This is a genomic window from Halovenus aranensis (genome assembly GCF_900100385.1).
Classification (GTDB): domain Archaea; phylum Halobacteriota; class Halobacteria; order Halobacteriales; family Haloarculaceae; genus Halovenus; species Halovenus aranensis.
Genome location: NZ_FNFC01000004.1, coordinates 21466 through 40279 on the forward strand (window position 1 = coordinate 21466; position 18814 = coordinate 40279).

An 18814-nucleotide genomic window follows, 5' to 3' on the forward strand; every position below is an offset into this window, starting at 1 on the left:
GACCGGTTCTACAGGGCACGCGCACTTACCTGCCACGGTCACACTGGCTCGACAAACCGTAACCGTTCTATTCGATGCCCACGGGGAACGTAGATATGAGCGGAGGAGCCGCCGACCCCGCCGACGGTGCCCCCCCTGACGGCGAGGGTCCAGAGCGTGACGACGCCTCGTCCGAGCAAGACGCCGACTCGGACGAGGCGAGCGAGTCGGTGTTCGACAGGTACCAACAGCTGACGCCCGGCCGCCTCGTCGCCGCGATAACGGTCGTTGCAGTGGTCGTCCGACTCGTCACACTCGGCGAGCGGCCTGCACACTGGGACGAAGCACGAGTGGCCTACTGGGCGCATTTTTACGAGGATACCGGCTCCCTGGCGTACTACTGGGAGGAACACGGCCCATTCGCACAGCTCGCGGCCGGAAATCTGTTCGATATGTTCGGCGCGAACGACTTCACAGCGCGCCTGCCGGTCGCGCTCGTCGGAGGTCTCCTGCCCGCCGGAGCACTCCTCTACCGCGAGCACTTAGACCGAATTGAGACGGTCGCGCTGGCGCTGTTACTCGCTGGCAACACGGTACTCATCTACTACTCGCGGTTCCTGCGAAGCGACGTGCTGGTCGCGACGTTCATGTTCGTCGCACTCGGCTGTCTGGTTCGCTTCTGGGACACGCGGCGAGCCAGATACGTCCTCGGTGCTGGCGTCTTTCTCGGACTCGGCTTCGGCTCGAAAGAGAACGCGGTCATCTACTTGCTCACCTGGGCGGGCGCGGCGGCGTTACTTGTCGACCAGTTCCTCCACAGCCCGGCCAGTGACCAGAGCGGGCTGTCGTACTTGCGGGCGAACCTGGGGGCCTACTGGGACCGAGTCAAACAGGCGGCCTATCGGGCGGATTACGCGATAGGGCTGGCGCTCACCTTCGTCGTGACGCTGGTCGTGCTGTTTGCACCCCGCGGACAGGGGTTAGACCGGCGACTGGACCCCGCGACAGACGCGGACCCCGTCACACTCGGTGACACCCTCACCGACCCGACGAACGTGATGACACTGGTCGACGAATCGCTCAACGAAGCCTACAGCGGCTATATCGACTGGTTCGCCCAGTCCGAGGAGACGACACTCGACACCTACGTCTCGTTTCTCGGCGATTACGTCACGCTGTTGGTCAAGTACGCGCCGCTGCTGACAGTGTTTACACTCGTCGGCATCGCCGTCGAACGGTACGCTCGTGGCCGGTCGCGGCCGCTGGTCATGTTCATGGCCTACTGCGGCATCGCCTCGCTGGTGGGCTATCCGCTTGGCTCGCACATCGAGGGCGACTCTGCCTGGCTGTCGGTCCACGTTATCATTCCGCTACTCGTGCCCGCGGCCGTCGGCCTGGCTTGGGCCTGGCGACAGGGGAGAGACACAGTGCGAAAGAGCTCTGTCAGTCCCGCAGCCGTCGTCGTCGTCCTCATCCTACTCGTCGGCCTCTGGGCGTGGTTTATCCCGGTTCAGTCGGTCTACGTCGACGACACGGCCCCGGAGAACGACCTGGTCCAGTTCGCACAGCCGTACTCCGACCTCGACCCGCTCGTCGAGAAGATGGACGGCGTCTCTGATGACCACTCCGGGACCGATGTTCTCATCTACTACGGGGAACGCGGCGAGAGCTTCGACTCCTATGGGTCACTCTTGCCGTCGACACTCCCCGCCGACACGACCGGGATGTGGCAGGTGGCTCCCGTCTGTTCGTCCTGGGGGAGCACACAGCCGCTAAACTGGTATTTCGCGACGACCGGAACCGACGCGGACTGTGAGCGGTCGCCAGACGGCCTCGTCGAGTCGGCGTCGACCGATGCGGTACCGATAATCGTCACTATCCCCGGCGACGAGACAGTTCCCGAGGCGACTCTCGACGAATCCTACGAGAAACAGACCTACTACCTCCGGAGTCTGGGCAGAGAGACGACAGTGTACGTCCACGACTCCTATGCCGACACCTAGAGAATCGCGTCCAGTATCTCGTCGCACCCGTGACGGACAGGGTCGGTGGCTGGACTGTCTATGGCAGCCCTAAAGTCACGAATCGCCTCGTTTGCCGCCTCGTCGCCCATCCCCTGCGTGTTGAGCGAGCCAGCGTCGACGGTCGCACCGCCAAGCGGTGCGGCCATCTGCTCGTATAGTTCGACGTATTCCGGGAGCGGGGGAATCTCGAACGAGGGATAACCGCCGAACTGCTCGTTGCCTGCGACGTGACAGAACACCAGTGAGTCCGGCTGTGCACCGTGAAGAATCGCAGTCGTCACGCCCGAATACGCCGGATGTGCGAGCGCGCCCTGCCCCTCGACAAAGACGACATCGTGGTCGCCAGCCTGTGTGACGATTCGTTCGATTGCGCCGGCGGCGAAGTCAGAGATGACGCGGTCGATTGCAATTCCCCACCCCGAAATCAGAATGCCGGTCTGGCCAGTCGGCACGACGGCGGCGTCCAGCCCTCGCTTGCGGGCGGCCGTTCGTAACTCGTAGGACGTGGTCATCTTTCCCGACGAGCAGTCTGAACCAACTGTGAGAACCACCTGTGCGTCGACTTCGTCCGCGTCGCCATCGGCGACAGTCAGGTCATCGGGTGGATTCCTGACATCTCGAAGTTCGACTCCGTACTCGTCTGCCAGCTGGGAGAACTCGTCGTCGTCAGCGAGGAAGTAGTGGAGGCCGGCGATAACGTCACAACCCCGCTCGATTGCGGTTCGCACGTCGTCGCGCCAAGAGTCCTCGAAGCCGCCGCCGATTGGGGCAACGCCGATGACGAGAGCGTCACACGCAGGCACGTCTGCCATCGAATCGACAATCGGTGCGTCCTGTACGTCGGGGACGATGTCGGTAACCCGCTGGCCTGCCCGCTCGCGGTCGAGCAGGCCGACTACCTCGTGGTCGCCGTACCGGAGGATGCCCAGCGCGGTCTTCGCTCTGTCGGGAAACTTCCCGTGGGTGAGGATTGCCACGCGCATACTGTGAACGGGCGACCCCGCCGGGCAAAAGCGTACCGTTCACAGGAACATGTCTCCGGAAGAACACGCGTTTGACGCTTTCCGAACGCATTTTGGGCTGCTGTTCCGAGTAGTTCGTATGGCACCAACACCAGCAGATGTTCCGACGACAGACGGGATGCCGATGCTCGGACTCGGTACCTGGGAGAACGACGACCACGAGGCGTGTGTCCAGAGTGTCGAGACGGCCCTGGAGATGGGCTATCGCCACATCGACACGGCACAGATATACGGCAACGAGGAGGCCGTCGGCGAAGGCATCGAGACGGCAGATGTCCCGCGGGAGGATATCTTCCTCGCGACCAAGGTCTGGATTAGCAACCTCTCGTACGACGAGGTGCTGGCCACGACAGAGGAGAGCCTGGAGAAACTCGGCACCGACTACGTCGACCTGCTCTACGTCCATTGGCCGGCACGGGAGTACGCGCCTGCGGAGACGCTCAGCGCGTTCGACGAACTGTACGACGACGGCGTGATTCGGCGCGTCGGCGTTTCGAACTTCGAACCACACCACGTCGACGAGGCGCGCGAGCACCTCGACGCGCCGGTGTTTGCGAACCAGGTGGAGTGTCACCCGTTCCTCCAGCAGGACGAACTCAGGGAGTACGCCGACGAGGAGTCGCTCGAACTTGTCGCGTACTCGCCGCTGGCCCGCAGTGACGTTATCGGTGCGGAGCCGCTCACCGAAATCGCGGACAGACACGGGGCAAGCGAGCCACAGGTCGCACTCGCCTGGCTCCGCGAGAAAGGCGTCACGGCAATCCCGAAAGCGACCAGCGAGGCACACATCCGGGACAACTGGGAGAGCCTGACCCTAGAGTTGAGCGACGACGAGATAGCAACCATCGACGACATCGCGCGCAGAGACCGGAAGGTCGACCCCGACTTCGGTCCGGACGCTTGGGAGTAACGGAACGACACACCGCGGTCAGGAAAGCATATACAGAGGGGTGGCCAACTACGCTCACATGGCTGCCGGGAACGAACAGGGGTTAACCGACGCAATCAGGTACGACATCCGGGTCATGCACGAGACCTGGATGGAGATGCTGTTTCCCAGACAGCGCGGGGCAGCGGGAACCGTCTTGGGCAAATGGACGCCCGAAGAGACACGCGAAGTAATCTCCTACAGACTCTGGCACGCGCTTGGGGTGCCGGTGATAGCTATTTTCTATCCGCTCGTGTTGCTCGGCTACATCATCCGATTTCAGGCACGAAAACTCAACGTCACGGCCACCCGACTCGGCTTTTTCGGGGTCGTTCTGGTCTTTACCCTTCTCTGGGGTGGGCTGACTGGGGCGGTCTATCTGGAGTTACAGACCGCCCTCGAAGAGGGTGCAGTAACCGGTATCGGGGCTGCCAGTGGCGTCGCCGTTCTCGCTGCGGCGCTTGCGTACACGTTCTGGCGGCTCGGCGGTCGGTTCGTGACAATACTGCTCGCCTATCCGTTCGCGGTGACGGCGCTTTTCCTGCCACCCGTCGTGGCTGCGCTGTTCTGGGAACCACTCGGAGACATCATCATCGACCAGGGCGACGACCTATTTAGCTGGGCGTTCGAGACCGGACCGGACTCGATAACGGACCCGCTCGGCGAGCGCTACGACCGCGACGAGGAGGACCACGCGATTATCTGGTTCGCCATCTCCTATCCCGTCGGCTGGCTACTTGGGATTCTCGTCTCGCTGGCGAACCTCATCCGGCCCTCGGGTGACTGAGCGGCCCTTTCATGAAATCTTTTATATACTGAGTCCTCATCCCCGATATGGTTGAGTTCAACCTGCCTGTATCCGTCGGTATAATCGTCGGTATCATCGCTGTCGGCATCACCGGAATGTGGCAAGCCGACATGATGACCGAGAGCACCCTCTTCATGATGGTGTTGCCCTCGATGGTCGTCTTCGCGTTCGTGATGTTTGCAGTCGGCGTTATGCACGGCCAGTACCGCGCATCGACCGTGTGACTTCCTGGGTGACCAGCCTGTTTTCAGCCGTCGTATCGTCCGTGACGATGCAGTCGTCGTCTGACAGCTCGTCCCACTCCTGTGGCGCGCCTTCGGGGACGACAATCGGTGTTCCGGCCGCAAGGGGCGTCAACAACCCTGCGACGAAACCGCCGGGTGTTGTTACGTCGGCATCAAGAACCACATGCGCTGCCTCGTCGATGCCGTATTCGTCGACGAGGTTGCTCACGACAGCGAGGAGTTCCTCGTGTGTCCAGGTGTCACCGTCGAATCTGACCGCATCGTCTGTCGGCGTCACAGGTTCGGGCGGCTCGATTGGGTTCTCACTCCAGACCAGGCGCTCGAAGTGTGAGACAGACGGCTCTGACGGCGGGCCGCCGTAGGCCAGTCGCGTACAGCCCGCGGTCGCCTCGATATCCCAGTGGGCGGGTGCGACCAGCGCAGGGGCGTCGACGGGTTCGGCCGGCGTCATATCCGCGACACCGCCGATTATCGCTCCACCGAGAATGGCCAGCAACGGCTCTGCCGCGTCGATAGTCCCCCGCATCCCCACATCGTCTGCGTTCTCGCTTTCATCGTCGGTCCGCTTCGGGCCGACCTCGACCGCTAGCTCGCCGACCGAGTGGACGCCGTAATGCCCGAGCAGATTGCCCGCCTTCCAGACGTTCGTACAAAGTTTGTGATAGCTGTAGGGCGCGGGTCGCCGAACCACATCGAGGGCGGTCGATTCCCGGTTACGTCCTGCGGCGACGATATCTTTCAGCGTCTCGAAGTCAGATACGTCCATCTCAGAAGCTATTTTTGAGCCGGTCGAAAAAGCCTCTGTCGACCTCGACGTCTTCGCCGCCGGCCTCGGCGAACTCTTCGAGGGCCTCGCGTTGCTCCTCGTTGAGGCTGTCGGGTGTGACGACTTGGACTTGGACGTAGAGGTCGCCCTGGCCCCGCCGCCGAAGCCGCGGCATCCCCTTGCCTTTGAGTCGGAACGTCTCGCCGCTCTGTGTCCCTGCTTCGAGGTCAAACTCGACTGGGCCATCGAGCGTCTCTACCTCGATGGTATCGCCAAAGACCGCCTGTGGGAACGAGATTGGCTGGCGGGTCTTGAGGTCGTCGCCGTTGCGTTCGAAGTCGGGGTGGTCTGTGACCGAGATTTCGACGAGGAGGTCACCGTTGCGCGCCCCTCTGTCTCCGGGCGCGCCCTCACCGTCCATCCGAAGTGTCTGTCCGTCGCGGATACCGGGCGGAATCTCGACCTGGAGCGAGGCCTCGTTGCGGACGACGCCGTCGCCGCGACAGGTCGAACACGTCTCCTCGTACAGCGTCCCTTCACCGCCACAGCGTCGACACGTCGAGCGCTGTTGCATCCGACCGAATGCCGTCTGCTGGACCTGTGTCACCTGTCCTTGACCGTCACACCGCGGACAGGCCCGCGAGTCCGTCCCGGGCGGATGGCCGCGGCCGTCACACTCGTCACACGCCTCTGGTCGGTTGACTGTTAGTTCCTTGTCGGCCCCGTGATAGGCGGTTTCGAGGTCGATTTCGAGCGTCGTTTTCAGGTCCTGGCCGCTCTGTGGGCGATTGCGGGACCGACCGCCGCCACCACCACCGAAGAACTGGTCGAAAATGTCTTGGACGTCGTTGAATCCGCCGCCACCACCGAACGGGTCGCCGCCCTGCCGGCTGCCGCCGCCGACGCCGCCGCGCTTTTCGGCCTCGGAGAACCGCTCGTGGCCCATCTGGTCGTACTGGCGGCGTTTCTCCTCGTCAGTTAGCACTTCCTTTGCCTTCTTTGCTTTCTTGAACTTCTCCTCTGCGTCCGGGTCGTCGCTCACGTCCGGGTGGTACTTCCGAACTGCCTCCCGGTATGCCTCCTCTATCTCGTCTTCGGAGGCGTCCCTCGATACACCGAGAATATCGTAAAAGTCTTCGCTCATTCGTTGTCTCCAATTACTTCGTTCTCATACAAAAGCCACTCCCTTCGATTTCGAGCGACTGAGGGTGTCGTCTGGAGCCGTTCAGAACGTGAGGTGTGAGGTCGAACTCGGCCCCGAATCGTCGTCGTCGGAACTGTCGCCGCCCTTCCAGAGGAAGTCGACGGCGTCGTCGGTCAGGTACACTGACCCGTCGTCGACTGTCACGTCGACGCTGAGGAGCGTGGTATCGGCCGCCGGTCCGTTCTCGCAGCCGCCGGAACAGGAGTCGAAAATCGACCCGTGTTTAGGGCAGACGATGCCGCCATCTCGTGTTACCACGCCGATTTCGTCGCGATAGAGACGTTGGTCTTCGTGTGTACAGTTGTTCACCCAGGCGGTCACGCCGGTTTCCTCACAGGGGACGAGCATGACCTCTTGATTCGTGTCGTGGGCGTCTCGGACGGTGAACAGCCAGGCACCCTCGTCTTCGACCGTCTCGACGCTCGTCAGGCGGTGTCGATTGGTCATGGTCGTAGTTTGCAATTGTCGGGTATAACGCTCCCGAATTGACCTGTCGCCGCCGGTGTGACACCAACACTCATGCAGCCCACGCCCGTACAACCGATATGGAGCGACAGTTCCCAACACTCGGGGAATCCGTGCAGTCGATTACGGCGGCTACTCTCAAGCGACGACTCGACGACGGCGAGCAGTGGACACTCCTCGATACACGGCCCGAGAGCGCTTTCGAGGAGTGGCGGATTACCCACCCGAACCTGACCGCAGTCAACGTTCCCTTTACTGCGTTTCTCGACGACAACGACGAGCCAGCAGCAACCGTCCCCGAGGGCGTGCCTGATGGCCCGCTCGTCACCTGTTGTGCGAAGGGGATTTCGAGTCGGTACGTCGCCGGGTTTCTCGCACGCGAGGGGTGGGATGTTCTCGCCGTCGACGACGGGATGGAAGGGTGGGCGCGCCTCGACGAACTGCGACACGTTGTGACTGGCTCGGAACTCGACGTGGTCCAGTTCCATCGCCCGTCGAGTGGCTGTCTGGCGTACCTGCTGGTGTCCGGTGACGAGGCGGCTGTCGTCGACCCGTTGCGTGCGTTCGCCGGGGAGTACGTCGAACAGGCACGCAAGCGCGGTGCTGACCTCCGTTACGCGCTGGATACACACGTCCACGCCGACCACGTCAGTGGCGTCCGGGCGGCCGCTGCCGAGAGCGACGCCGAAGTCGTCGTTCCGACGCGGGCCAGAGAGCGCGGCCTCGATTTCGACGCACGGCTGGTCGCTGACGGCGAGACGCTTGCACTCGGCGAGACCGATATCGACGTGGTTTGGTTGCCGGGACACACGACCGAGATGACCGGCTATCGCGTCGACGACCTGTTGTTGACCGGGGATTCGCTGTTTCTCGACAGCGTCGCCCGCCCGGACCTCGAAGACGAAGACGCCGCGGTGGAGGCGGCAAAACAGCTCTGGAAGACCCGCCAGCGGTTCGCGACACTGCCCGACAAGACCGTGATTGCGCCCGGACACGTCGGCCCCACGACCACGCCCGGAAGCGACGGGACCTACACCACGCAACTCGCCACATTGCGCCAGGGTCTGGCTGTGTTCGACGACGACAAGAGCGCGTTCGTCGAGCGCGTGACTGCGAACCTGCCCCCACGGCCGAACAACTACGAGGAAATTATCGCGCTCAATCTGGGTCAGGAATCGGCGACCGACGACGAGATGTTCGAACTCGAACTCGGACCGAATAACTGCGCTGTCGACGGGTAGTTACTCACGACGCAGCGCCTGTATCGGGTCGACTCGCGCGGCTCGCCAGGCCGGGTACAGCCCGGAGAAGACCCCGACGAAGCCGCCGACGGCCACGGCAACGAGAATCCAGTCTATCGGATAGACCATCGGCCAGCCGGTAATCGAGACGCCGATGTAGCCGACTCCGAGACCCGCCATCACACCCAGGACTGCGCCGATTGAGCCGAGGATGACTGCCTCGACCAAGAACAGCTGGATGATGTCACGCTTGCGCGCACCGACAGCTTTCATGATGCCGATTTCACGCGTCCGCTCGGTGACACTCACAATCATGATGTTCGCGATGCCGATAGAGCCGACAATCAGCGAGATGCCCGCGATGCCGCCCAGTAACACCGCAATCTGGTTGACGATGCTCTGGAACTGGTCGACTGCGTCTTCGACTGTCTGCACGTCGATATTTTGCTCGTCACCCTTTAGCTGGCCGGCGTCAGACTCGGTATCGAAGAACTCCTGTACTCTGTCACGGGTCTCTTCGAGGTTGTCGATGTTCTCTGCGTTCAACAGCAAAAACGAGTACGCCCGCTCACGGGAGCCGTCTGGCGTCTCGATTTTGGTCTGGTAGTACTCTGTGTCGACGTGGACCCTGGGCGGAATACCGTTTCCGGTGTCGTCGTTGACGATACCCGTCACAGACACCGTCTCGGTGGTCCCGTTTTGGAAGACGAGGTCGATTTCGTCCCCGACCTCGACCGCACCGTCGTAGAGCTCGACTAGCTTCTCGTTGACGACTGCCTGACCGCGCTGCCCGTCCTCGAACGGCTCGCCCTCGACCATCTCGAAGAGGTCGTTGTCGAACCGCTCGGGTGCCGTTGCACTCACGCTGAACGAGCCGAGGCCACCCCCGCCAGTTACCGTCTCTCCGCCGTGACGTAGCTGGACGACGGACAGGTCACCGTCCGGGGCCACCCAGTCTACGCCCTCGATATCCTGTGCTGCGTCGATATCGGACTGGGTGTAGATATTGGACTGAACGGTTCCCTGGCCGATGTTACTGTCTGTCGTTGTCAACACCTGCATCGACGTGCTCTCGTCTTGCTCGAATTCACCGACGATATTCTGCTCGAAGGCACCGCCCAGCACCATGAACACGATGACGGCACCGATACCCAGCACGATACCGAGCGTCGTCAGCGTAGAGCGGAGTTTGTGGCCGGTGATAGCCCGCCAGGAGATGCGCAGGCTCTCGGTCAGTTTCATGCCGACTCACCTCCCAGTTCTTCGATTTCTTCTATCTGGCCGTCGACTAAGTGGACGATACGCTCGGCGTGTTCGGCGATGTGGCGCTCGTGAGTGACCATCAGGATAGTGCGGCCTTCCTCGTGGAGTTCTTCGAAGAGGTCCATGATTGTACTGCCCGTCTCCGTGTCGAGGTTACCGGTTGGCTCGTCGGCGAGCAAGACGGAGGGTTCGTTGACGAGTGCGCGGGCGATAGCGACGCGCTGGCGCTGGCCGCCGGACAGTTCTGGCGGCGTGTGGTCCAAGCGGTCGCCCAGCCCGACGCGGGTCAACAGCGTTTCGGCCCGCTCGCGCCGCCCCTCGTCGACGACAGTCTGGAACACCATCGGCAGCGTCACGTTCTCTGCAGCAGTCAGCCGCGGCAGGAGATTGAACTGCTGGAAGATAAATCCCAACTCCGCACCGCGCAAGCGAGCCCGTTTCCCATCCGGCAGGGCACCAACGTCCTGGCCGTCGACCGTCACCGTCCCCTCGTCGGGCGTATCCAGACAGCCAATCATGTTCATCAACGTCGACTTCCCGGAGCCGCTGGGCCCCATCACTGCAGTGAACGACCCCTCTGGCAGTGAAAGCGACACGCCATCTAACGCATCCACTGGCTCACCCAGGTAATACGTCCGTCGCACCGACTCCAGCGATACCACCGCCTCATCGCGTGCCCGTTGCTGTGATTGTGCTGGTGCCATCAGTTCGTCCCTCCCGAACTGTGCTGTCCCGTTGTTGAGCTGTGCTGTCGCGTCGATAAACGGCTGTCCCCAAGAGACTGTCCCTGATTCATTGCCCTATCTCTATTCATCAGGTGTATAGTGCTATCCGTATAGGCTAGCTATCGAGATAGTTGGACAGATTACATGCTAGTAATAAAGACACGGATTAGCGGAGGAGTGTATCGAGGCTTTCTGGTACGACGAGTACGTTGCTGTCCGGTTCGATAGCGTCGGCGATGCCAGGCGCGCTCGACATGAGACAGTCTTCGACGACCGCCGGATTCTGTGAGTTCGTCACCCAGAGGTCGTGGTCACGGAGGCTACGCGCGACGACGAAGGCCCGCTGTGCGCCGGGCTCGTACCCCTTCTGCATCTGTTTGTACAGCGAGTGCGGGTCTGTCGCAGCCGAGAGGCGCTCGTAGAAGCGCTGTTCGCCGGTCCCTTCGCCGGCTCCTTCACCGAGTGTCGCCGGGACGACGACGCGTCCCCCGGACCGGAGCGGGTTGGTCGCACCGAGGACGACGTAGGTGGCCGCTCGCGTTGTCTGGTAGAGATTGGCATCTTTCGGTGCGCCGACGCCGGCGACGACGGCGTCGTACCGGTCGTCGACTTCGACGGCGAGCGCATCGAGTGCAACTGCTGCGAGTTCGGAGACGACTGCCCGCGGGTCGCCGGCGTGAACGGCCATGATACCGTCTGGGCTCTTGGTGACGTTCAGGCAGAACTCGACACCTGCGGCGTCGCCGGCACGGTCTAAAAACGACCGGAACGGGTTGTCCGCGATACGGCCGAGACGAACGCCGTCTCGGCTCAGCAGCTCTGGACCGTGCGTGTACCGTATCTGCGACTCGCCCCCGGCGCCGATGACTGCTGTTTTCGCGCCTCCAGAGAAGCCGGCGTACTGGTGTGGCTCGACCATCCCGGTCGAAAGCAGATGGTCGGCCTCCGTGGCGGGCTCGAACAACTCGATTGGACAGCCGTCGACCGTTCCGACTTCGACGGTCTGTTCGGGGTCGTGATTCACCGCGAGGTCGGCGTACTCCCCGAGCAGTTCAGTCATCTCGGCATCGGTGAGCGGCCGGTGCAGACCGAGCCCGACGACGACAGCGATTGCGTCTCGGTCGATACCGACGGCCGTCAGCTCGTCGACGAGAACGTCGAGCAAGACTTTTTCGGGAGTCGAGCGGGTGATGTCAGTGACGACGATACAGACATCGTCTCCAGAGTCCACGCGCTCGTCGAGAGGCGGGCCGCTCGGGTTGGCAACCGCATCTCGGGCCGCAGAGGCAACATCGATTGCGTCGCGGCCCTCGGGTGTCGCGACTGTGACCGAACACGCTGGCAGTGACACGTCGATATGACCGCTTCCGAGCGGGACCTCGACCATGCCCCGGCTTTGACCGCCTGGCGAAAAGAGCTTCTGGTCAGGCGGTCGTGCGCTCGTCGCCGAGACACGGGAGATGGTCGTCCACGGCGTCGACGACAGCATCGAGGTCGTCGATTCGGCCGACATCGTGGCGGTGGTCGAGTCGCCATGGGTGGACCAGTCTGAGTTCGTCTTCGTTGACACGGTAGCCGTCGAAGCGCTGCCAGGGGATGAACCGCTTGGCGGCCGGATGCTCGATTTCGACGCCGCCCTCGTGGACGCGAAAGCGGTCAGTTCGGACGCTCATTCCGAGCAGCGAGCCACCGACGCCGCCGAGAGCAGGGGCCACAATGTGATAGCTCACCGAGAGCACAACGCCGACAACGAGGAGCAGGCCGGTACCCGCAAGGACGAATACGCCGAGAGCCATCCGTCGTCGCTTGGCGATAGTTGACGGCGCCGCCTCCCAGCCGACGACAGCGTCGACGGACGGATAGCGCGCCCTGACGTATCGCGTTCTGGCCATCATTATCACGAGAAAGCCTGGAGAGACCGTCAGTAATGTCGCAAAGACACCAGTGGCGACAGTCGACGAGTCCCAGCCCAGTAGCCACGCGAGCGCCGTGCCTGCACCGAGAACGAGACTCGGCGCGACCACCACGTACCGAGAGCGGGCCCGGCCAAGTCGCTCGGGAGCTTCCCGGATTTGTGTGATACTCACTGCCCCGAGAACTGCGCCGACGACGAACGCCGCGGCTCCGGAAGCCCCGATTATAACGGTGTCGGTGGTACCGGCGACCAGCAGGACAAAGACCAGAATACCTGTCAGTGCTGTACCCGTATATCCGCCAGCGACGAGGAGAAACGCCGAGTCAGTGCCGGAATCTGCACTTTGTACTGCTTCCGTCGACGTATTTGACATGCATCACGATTTACTGGCCAACTGGTGTAAAATCTCGTGATTTGTCGCCGTGCGGGCCGTCACTCGGCCCACTCGACCATCCGTCGGTAGCGGTCGTCCTGAGACAGCGAGTCCGCGTCACCGACCAGCACGAGTGCCTTTTTCGCCCGCGTGAGAGCCACGTTGATACGCCGGTAGTCCTCGAAAATCGGGCCATCGAGTGCGCCTGTGGTCACGAACGAAACGACGATGACCTGTTTACTCGAACCCTGGAAGCGGTCGACGGTATCGACGGTAACCCCGTCGGTGAGTTTCTTTCGGATTTCGGCTACATGCGCCCGGAACGGCGCGATAACGCCGATATCTGCGGGGTCCACGCCGGCGTCGAGATACGTCGAGACGAGGTCGGTGACGGTCTCTGCCTCCTCGGGGTTGGTGTTGCCGACCTGTGTTCCTCCGGGGTCGATAAAGCTGACGGCGTCACGCAGACGGGCAGGGAGACTGTCGACCGCAACGCCGTCGAGGTCTGCGAGGGACTGGCCAGCCACTTCGGCGGTCGCGGGCCGAAGCTGTCCGTCGTAGAACTCGGCGGACGCAAAGGCCTGGATGCGCTGAGACATCCGATACTGGCGGTCCAGCAACACACCCGCCCTGGGATAGGTTTCGATGAGGCGCTCGAACAGCGACTCCTGCAGGTCGGCTCGCAGCTGGCCGCCGTTCGCGGACCCCAAGGCGCTCTGTGTCTCGCTACTTTCGGCTTGGACGACTGGCGGTAGCTGCTGGTGGTCACCGACCAGAACGAACCGGTCGGCCCGCGCGATTGCCGCGAGCGTCCCTGGTTCGGTCAACTGCCCGGCCTCGTCGACAACAGCCACGTCGAATGCCTGCGTTTTCAGCGCGCGTGAGCCACAGGAGGCGGTGGTCGCTGCGACGACCGAAGCGTCCTGTAATTCTCCGGCACAGTCATCGGGTTCTCCCGACTGGTCGAGCCGGTAGGCCTGCATGTCTTCGCGGACGCCGCTCTCTGTCCCGTACCGGACGATGTCGGTGATTCCCTCGTCTTCGAGTGCTTCGAGGGCGTTGTCGACTGCGCGATTCGTGAACGCCGAGACGAGCACGCGCTGGTCGCGGTCGAGTAACTCCGCGACGATGCGAGCCAGCGTGTAGGTCTTGCCGGTGCCGGGCGGTCCGTGGACGAGCGCGAAATCCTCTGCCCCGACCGCCGTCCGGACGGCCTCGTTCTGTGCCTCGTTGTTGTCGACGAACGTCTCATCAGGTCTGTCGAATGTCGGGCCCCGCCGCTCGAACAGGGGGGCCTTCCACTCCGGTGGCTGTAAGAGCAAGGCGTCGTGTAGGGAGGTGAGCAAGCGGTCGGCCGACAATTCTGAGGGATACACGTCGAGCCGCCGGAGGTCGACCGGCTCGTCTGTCGTCACCACGATTTCGTCGTTGTCTGCCGACCCGAGACGCTCGACACGCGCGAGTTCGGCACCGCCGCCGATCGGGTCCCCGTCGCTTGCTAGGACGACATCGCCCGTTCGAATCTTCGAGACTGCACCGGTCCCGCGTGCGCGAAGCTCCCAGCGGCCGTCGTCGAGCTGTCGCCGCCCAGTGGGTTCGAGGTCGACGAGCGCCCGGTCGTCGTCTGCCCGCTCGTTCGGTGACTGCTCCCAGAGCTTGGCGTACTCCCGATGGACCGCTCGCCGTTCCTCCTCGATTGCCCTGTAAAAACGCTCGAAGTAGGCCCGTTCGTCCTCGGGGAGCGGGGTCCCGACCTGGCCGGCTTTCGACTCCTGGTCGAGTCGCCCCGAGACGGCCATACAGGTGTCCTGTTCGAAACAGTACTCGCATTTTGCGTCGGCCTCGTACCCGGTCGGGACATCTCCAGTGGCTTCCACCGCCGCGAGGTGGTTCCGGGCACGCAAAATAAACTGGAGGAATCCCGTCGAGATTGAAAACTCCTTTGCCGGCGAGAGGTCTCCCGACTCCTCGTCGTCGTCGACCGCGGCGTTTTTCGTGTACAGGAGCGTCCCAGTGTCCGGGCTGTGTGTGACCGAACCGTCTCCCTCGTCTGCTTGCTCGCCGAGCAACAGGGCATAACAGCCCGCCTGGACCTTGTCGTGAAAGCGGGGGTCTCGCCGCGTGTTCTTGCCAGTCTTGAGTTCGACCGGCGCGCCCCGTCTGACGGCGTCTGCCCGGCCCTTGAGTCCGTAGCGCTCGCTGACGAGCAGTTGTTCGGAGCGCCAGTTATCAGCATCAGTGAGTCGGCCCTGCTGGAGCCAGCCCTCGATGGCACTCGCGTGCTGTTTGACCGTCTCTCGCATCGAGCCGGCGTCGGCCCCGAGCAAACCGAGGTCAAGCCCCGACTCCTCGACCCGGCGGTCGACAGCCGCTTCGAGGTCAGCACCACGGAGCAGGTCACCGAACACCTCGTGGACGATTGTTCCCTTGACCAGCGGCTCGGACACGTCGGCACCGTCGAGCTTGTTGAGGTAGTACAGCCGCGGACACTGCACCCACGACCGGATGTCGGTTACGTCGACGAGAAAGTCCGGCTCGACGACGACCATCGTCTCTTTGCCGGTCGTGTACTGTGTCTCGCCTTGGTACTCCCGTTCGGTAGCGTCGTAGACCGCAAGCTCCATCCCAGGTTCGAGGTACTCTGCTGTCTCCGTCCAGTCTTCCCACAGCGTGACGGTCGTCGCTTCGCCCGCACCCCGGTCGGGCCGGACCGTGACTTCGAGAAGCTCCGACTCGCCGTAGCTCGTCGTGACTGTTTTGGATTCCGGTACGTCGACGACGACGCCGCGAATGTGCACGAACCCACTCTGGAGCGGGACTCAAAAAATCCTGTCGGTCACGTCAGAAACCGATGCGTATAATCCGCTGGAGGCCCGACTGACGGCCAGCAATGCGTATCAGAGACTGGGACGACATCCTGCGTGACGTTGTCGAGAGCGACGTCGACCCGGACGGCTGGCGAGCAGTCGGCGGCGACCGCAAGTCCGGCCTCGGCGAAGACATGTATCTCGCCCATCCGGGTGTCGGAACGTACCAGCTCAAAACGTACGCAAAGAACCCGTTTCAAGTCGAGGGAGTTGGCGCACAGGTCGCCCGCCGCGTCGACGAGGATATCGACCCACACTTCCCATCAGCGGCCGCCGAGGCGGGCCTGTTCGGCGTCCAGCAGCCTGTCGAAGACGAAGAAACTGCCACAGAGCGGGCCAAACAGCTCGAATCGGTGGTCAAGACTCACGCCGATGCACCGACGACTCCGGACGCGCTGTTCGAGGATATTATGGACGCTCTGGAGAGCCCGGCCTACGGCCCGATGGAGTTCGACCACACAGACCGTCCTGCTGGGATGGACGACCTCACTGAGACGTTCGAAGAGGCCGAGGAACTCCTCGAACAGGAGTTCGAAGACATCATCGACGAAGATGTCGAACGCGGCTTCTACTGACACCACGGGAAAGCCTCAATTGACAGCACGCCGTACCTGCCGGCAATGGACCGCCCTGGTGCCCCACTCCTGTTGGTCGCCTGTCTGTTCGCGCTCGTAGCTACCGGCGCGGCCGTCGGCAGCGACCAGCCGACAATCGTCTACCCCGAACACGAACAGCGGACCGTCGCGCCCGGCGAAACCGTCGACGTGCGCGTGTTCGTCGAGAGCGACGGCGGATACGGGGATATCGGTCTCACGAACCTGACACTCGGTGTCTCCTACGAGACTGACCTCCTCACTGTGACCGATGTCGAGACCGCGTCGTATCTCGAACAGGGCACAGAGACCGACGTGTACGACGAGACCAGTATCGACGACGACAACGGGACAGCCGTTGCCCGTCAGTGGCGAGACCCGCCACGGGACGGGTCGACTGGTATCGCACAGTTCGCGACCGTGACCGTCGACGTCGCTGACGACGCGCCCGAGACGAACACGACACTCTCGTTTGTCGACTCCCGGGCGGAGCTAGCCGGCAGCTACGAGGTGTTCGTCTACGAGCACAATGCGACGTTCGTCATCGACCACGACGCCCCTGTTGCCGACGAGTCGGCTGCTTCCGGCCCATCGACTGACGACGGGCAACAGGTGGTAGACGAGGAGATGAGGGCGCTGGGGCTTGTCGGTGTGGTCACAGTCGGCGGGCTGGCTGTACTCGTCGGCTGGCGATACCGCTAGTCTAAGCGCTTGCTGACGTAGGGACCGTCCTGTCGGAAGTCGAGTTTCTCGCGGTAGTACTCACGGACGCCGATACCGCTGAGAACGGCCAGTTTGTCGTAGCCGGCCTCGGACGCGAGCCGCTCGGCTTCTGCCAGCAGGCGGGTGCCGTACCCCTGATGCTGGTGTTGGTCGACCGGCGTCCCGTCTGTGGCCGCCTCGCCGACACCGACCTGACTGCCGTAGACGTGGAGTTCGCGGACGATGGCCGCCTCGTCGAGTTCCCGCCGAACCGGGTCGTTGGGGAATCGGAGCCGACAGAATCCGACCAGCAGGTCATTCTCGAAGTCTTCGAAGCTAATGAAATGCTCCGTGCCGCCGGCGACTTCGTAGGTGTGGATATCGAGTTCGACGTGTTCCGGCTCCTCGTCGTTGTGTCCGACCTCGCGACACCGGATGCAGTCACAGCTCCAGCCGTGGTCTTCCATGCGCTGTCTGGCAAGCTGGCGCAGGTTCGACTTCCAGACGCCGCCCTCGATAAAGTCAGCCGGAATATCGCGCTGGACACGCTGGAGCCGCGTATAGCGCGGAATCATCGACTTGATTTCGGCGACCAGCTCTGCGGCTTCCTCGTTGTCGAGCGGGTCGAAATCGCCCGTGTGCCACCAGTCGTAGACAGCGGTTCCCTCGACGACAAGCGTCGGGTAGATTTTGAGGTAGTCCGGCCGCCACTGCGAGTTCTCGAAGATGCGCCGGAAGTCCTCCAGACACATCTCCTTCGACATACCCGGCTGGCCCGGCATCATGTGGAAGCCGACCTTGAATCCGGAATCGCGGAGCCGGCGGTTCGCGTCAATCGAGTCTTGTGTGCCGTGGCCGCGGTGCATCTCGCGGTTAATTCGCTCGTAGGTCGTCTGGACGCCGACCTCGACTTTGGTACCCCCGAGGTCGAGCATCCGGTCGATTTGCTCGGGGTCACACCAGTCTGGCTTCGTCTCGAAGGTCGTCGCTATGTTTCGGACGCTGTTGACCTCGTTTTCGGCGATTACGTCCTCCAGATACCGAAAGTCGACCGACTCCGGGTCGGGCGCAAAGCTCTCTTCTTCGGCGGGTTCGGGTCGACTGTCGACGTCGTAATCGTTCATCGCTTCGAGGGCGCGCTTGACGAACCACTCCTGGTAATCGTGTGAGCGTGCCGTCATCGTCCCGCCCATGAGGATAAGCTCGACCTTGTCGACGGGGTGACCGATTTCTCGGAGTTGGTTGAGCCGCAGGGTCACCTGGCCGTACGGGTCGTAGTCGTTTTGTTCGCCGCGAGCAGCCGCCGGCTCGTGACCCGTGTAGCTCTGTGAGCTGGAGAAATCCGAGTCCGGGCCGCCGGGACAGTAGAGACATTTCCCGTGTGGACACCGCTTTGGCGATGTCATAATCGCAACTGGTGAGACGCCCGAGGCCGTTCGAACCGGCTTCCGCTGGAGGACCGATTCGAGTTCCTCTCGCTTTTCCAGCGGCGCGAAATCGAGGAGGTCCGAGTTCTGGGGGACCTTCGGCGAGGAGTATTTACCACAAACTTCCTTTTTCGCTGACTCGACGTCGTCGCGCTCTATCTCGCCGTCGAGAATGCGCTCGACGAGCTCGGCACAGGCCTGCTCGAAGGCGTCTGTCTCCTCACCAGTGTCCGTACTCATCGGTTCTATGTCCCTGCTAAACTCGAA

Annotated in this window: 17 protein-coding genes; 7 read left to right on the forward strand and 10 right to left on the reverse strand. The window is 62.7% G+C overall.

Features of this window, described 5'->3' with window-relative positions; all coding sequences use genetic code 11:
• Window positions 1-95: 95 nt before the first annotated feature.
• Window positions 96-1982: a flippase activity-associated protein Agl23 gene (locus tag BLR34_RS04920; RefSeq protein ID WP_176765240.1), complete on the forward strand. Its 1887-nt coding sequence runs from the start codon at window positions 96-98 to the stop codon at window positions 1980-1982.
• Here the strand turns inward: BLR34_RS04920 and BLR34_RS04925 are convergent.
• On the reverse strand, window positions 1979-2986 hold the full coding sequence (locus tag BLR34_RS04925) for an N-acetyltransferase DgcN family protein (RefSeq protein ID WP_092700049.1): 1008 nt from the start codon (window positions 2984-2986) through the stop codon (window positions 1979-1981). The genes BLR34_RS04920 and BLR34_RS04925 overlap by 4 nt on opposite strands.
• Before the next feature lie 157 nt (window positions 2987-3143).
• Between BLR34_RS04925 and BLR34_RS04930 the strand changes: the two genes are divergently transcribed.
• The 3 genes from BLR34_RS04930 to BLR34_RS04940 are packed head-to-tail and all read left to right on the forward strand — an operon-like array spanning window position 3144 to window position 4985.
• Window positions 3144-3935 (forward strand): aldo/keto reductase, encoded by a 792-nt coding sequence (locus tag BLR34_RS04930; RefSeq protein WP_092700628.1) that lies wholly within the window; start codon window positions 3144-3146, stop codon window positions 3933-3935.
• Between the two features lie 58 nt (window positions 3936-3993).
• On the forward strand, window positions 3994-4740 hold the full coding sequence (locus BLR34_RS04935; RefSeq protein WP_092700051.1) for a hypothetical protein: 747 nt from the start codon (window positions 3994-3996) through the stop codon (window positions 4738-4740).
• A gap of 47 nt (window positions 4741-4787) precedes the next feature.
• Entirely contained in the window at window positions 4788-4985 is a 198-nt protein-coding gene (locus BLR34_RS04940) for a DUF7333 family protein (protein ID WP_092700053.1), read from the forward strand.
• Here the strand turns inward: BLR34_RS04940 and BLR34_RS04945 are convergent.
• The 3 genes from BLR34_RS04945 to BLR34_RS04955 all read right to left on the reverse strand — a co-directional run bounded on the left by BLR34_RS04945 (window position 4951) and on the right by BLR34_RS04955 (window position 7423).
• The gene (locus tag BLR34_RS04945; RefSeq protein WP_092700055.1) at window positions 4951-5772 is read right to left on the reverse strand and encodes a hypothetical protein; all 822 of its coding nucleotides are present in this window, start codon (window positions 5770-5772) and stop codon (window positions 4951-4953) included. The genes BLR34_RS04940 and BLR34_RS04945 overlap by 35 nt on opposite strands.
• A gap of 1 nt (window position 5773) precedes the next feature.
• Window positions 5774-6916 carry a molecular chaperone DnaJ gene (gene dnaJ, locus BLR34_RS04950; protein WP_092700057.1) on the reverse strand — a complete coding sequence of 381 codons (1143 nt, stop codon included), beginning with the start codon at window positions 6914-6916 and terminating at the stop codon, window positions 5774-5776.
• 81 nt (window positions 6917-6997) lie between these two features.
• Entirely contained in the window at window positions 6998-7423 is a 426-nt protein-coding gene (locus BLR34_RS04955; protein ID WP_092700059.1) for a Rieske (2Fe-2S) protein, read from the reverse strand.
• A 98-nt stretch (window positions 7424-7521) separates the two neighbouring features.
• Here BLR34_RS04955 and BLR34_RS04960 point away from each other — a divergent pair, with 98 nt between their 5' ends.
• Window positions 7522-8682 (forward strand): MBL fold metallo-hydrolase, encoded by a 1161-nt coding sequence (locus BLR34_RS04960; RefSeq protein ID WP_092700061.1) that lies wholly within the window; start codon window positions 7522-7524, stop codon window positions 8680-8682.
• Here the strand turns inward: BLR34_RS04960 and BLR34_RS04965 are convergent, their stop codons facing one another.
• The 5 genes from BLR34_RS04965 to BLR34_RS04985 all read right to left on the reverse strand — a co-directional run bounded on the left by BLR34_RS04965 (window position 8683) and on the right by BLR34_RS04985 (window position 15756).
• Window positions 8683-9924, reverse strand: coding sequence for an ABC transporter permease (locus tag BLR34_RS04965; protein WP_092700063.1), 1242 nt, complete (start codon window positions 9922-9924; stop codon window positions 8683-8685).
• Window positions 9921-10649, reverse strand: a complete 729-nt coding sequence (locus BLR34_RS04970) for an ABC transporter ATP-binding protein (RefSeq protein WP_092700065.1) — start codon at window positions 10647-10649, stop codon at window positions 9921-9923. The genes BLR34_RS04965 and BLR34_RS04970 overlap by 4 nt, the downstream gene beginning before the upstream one ends.
• 187 nt (window positions 10650-10836) lie before the next feature.
• The gene (locus tag BLR34_RS04975) at window positions 10837-12057 is read right to left on the reverse strand and encodes a lactate racemase domain-containing protein (RefSeq protein ID WP_092700067.1); all 1221 of its coding nucleotides are present in this window, start codon (window positions 12055-12057) and stop codon (window positions 10837-10839) included.
• A 37-nt stretch (window positions 12058-12094) separates the two neighbouring features.
• The gene (locus BLR34_RS04980) at window positions 12095-12958 is read right to left on the reverse strand and encodes a hypothetical protein (RefSeq protein WP_092700069.1); all 864 of its coding nucleotides are present in this window, start codon (window positions 12956-12958) and stop codon (window positions 12095-12097) included.
• Between the two features lie 59 nt (window positions 12959-13017).
• A complete protein-coding gene (locus tag BLR34_RS04985) occupies window positions 13018-15756 on the reverse strand; it encodes an AAA domain-containing protein (RefSeq protein ID WP_092700071.1) in 2739 nt (912 codons plus the stop codon).
• Between the two features lie 92 nt (window positions 15757-15848).
• Between BLR34_RS04985 and BLR34_RS04990 the strand changes: the two genes are divergently transcribed.
• Together BLR34_RS04990 and BLR34_RS04995 are read left to right on the forward strand one after the other, a co-directional pair.
• Window positions 15849-16400 (forward strand): hypothetical protein, encoded by a 552-nt coding sequence (locus tag BLR34_RS04990; RefSeq protein WP_092700073.1) that lies wholly within the window; start codon window positions 15849-15851, stop codon window positions 16398-16400.
• A gap of 45 nt (window positions 16401-16445) precedes the next feature.
• Window positions 16446-17120, forward strand: a complete 675-nt coding sequence (locus BLR34_RS04995; protein ID WP_092700075.1) for a cohesin domain-containing protein — start codon at window positions 16446-16448, stop codon at window positions 17118-17120.
• On the opposite strand, the gene BLR34_RS05000 is transcribed toward BLR34_RS04995, so the two are convergent.
• The gene (locus BLR34_RS05000; RefSeq protein ID WP_092700077.1) at window positions 17117-18787 is read right to left on the reverse strand and encodes a tRNA uridine(34) 5-carboxymethylaminomethyl modification radical SAM/GNAT enzyme Elp3; all 1671 of its coding nucleotides are present in this window, start codon (window positions 18785-18787) and stop codon (window positions 17117-17119) included. The two genes, BLR34_RS04995 and BLR34_RS05000, sit on opposite strands and share 4 nt — an antisense overlap.
• Between the last annotated feature and the right edge of the window lie 27 nt (window positions 18788-18814).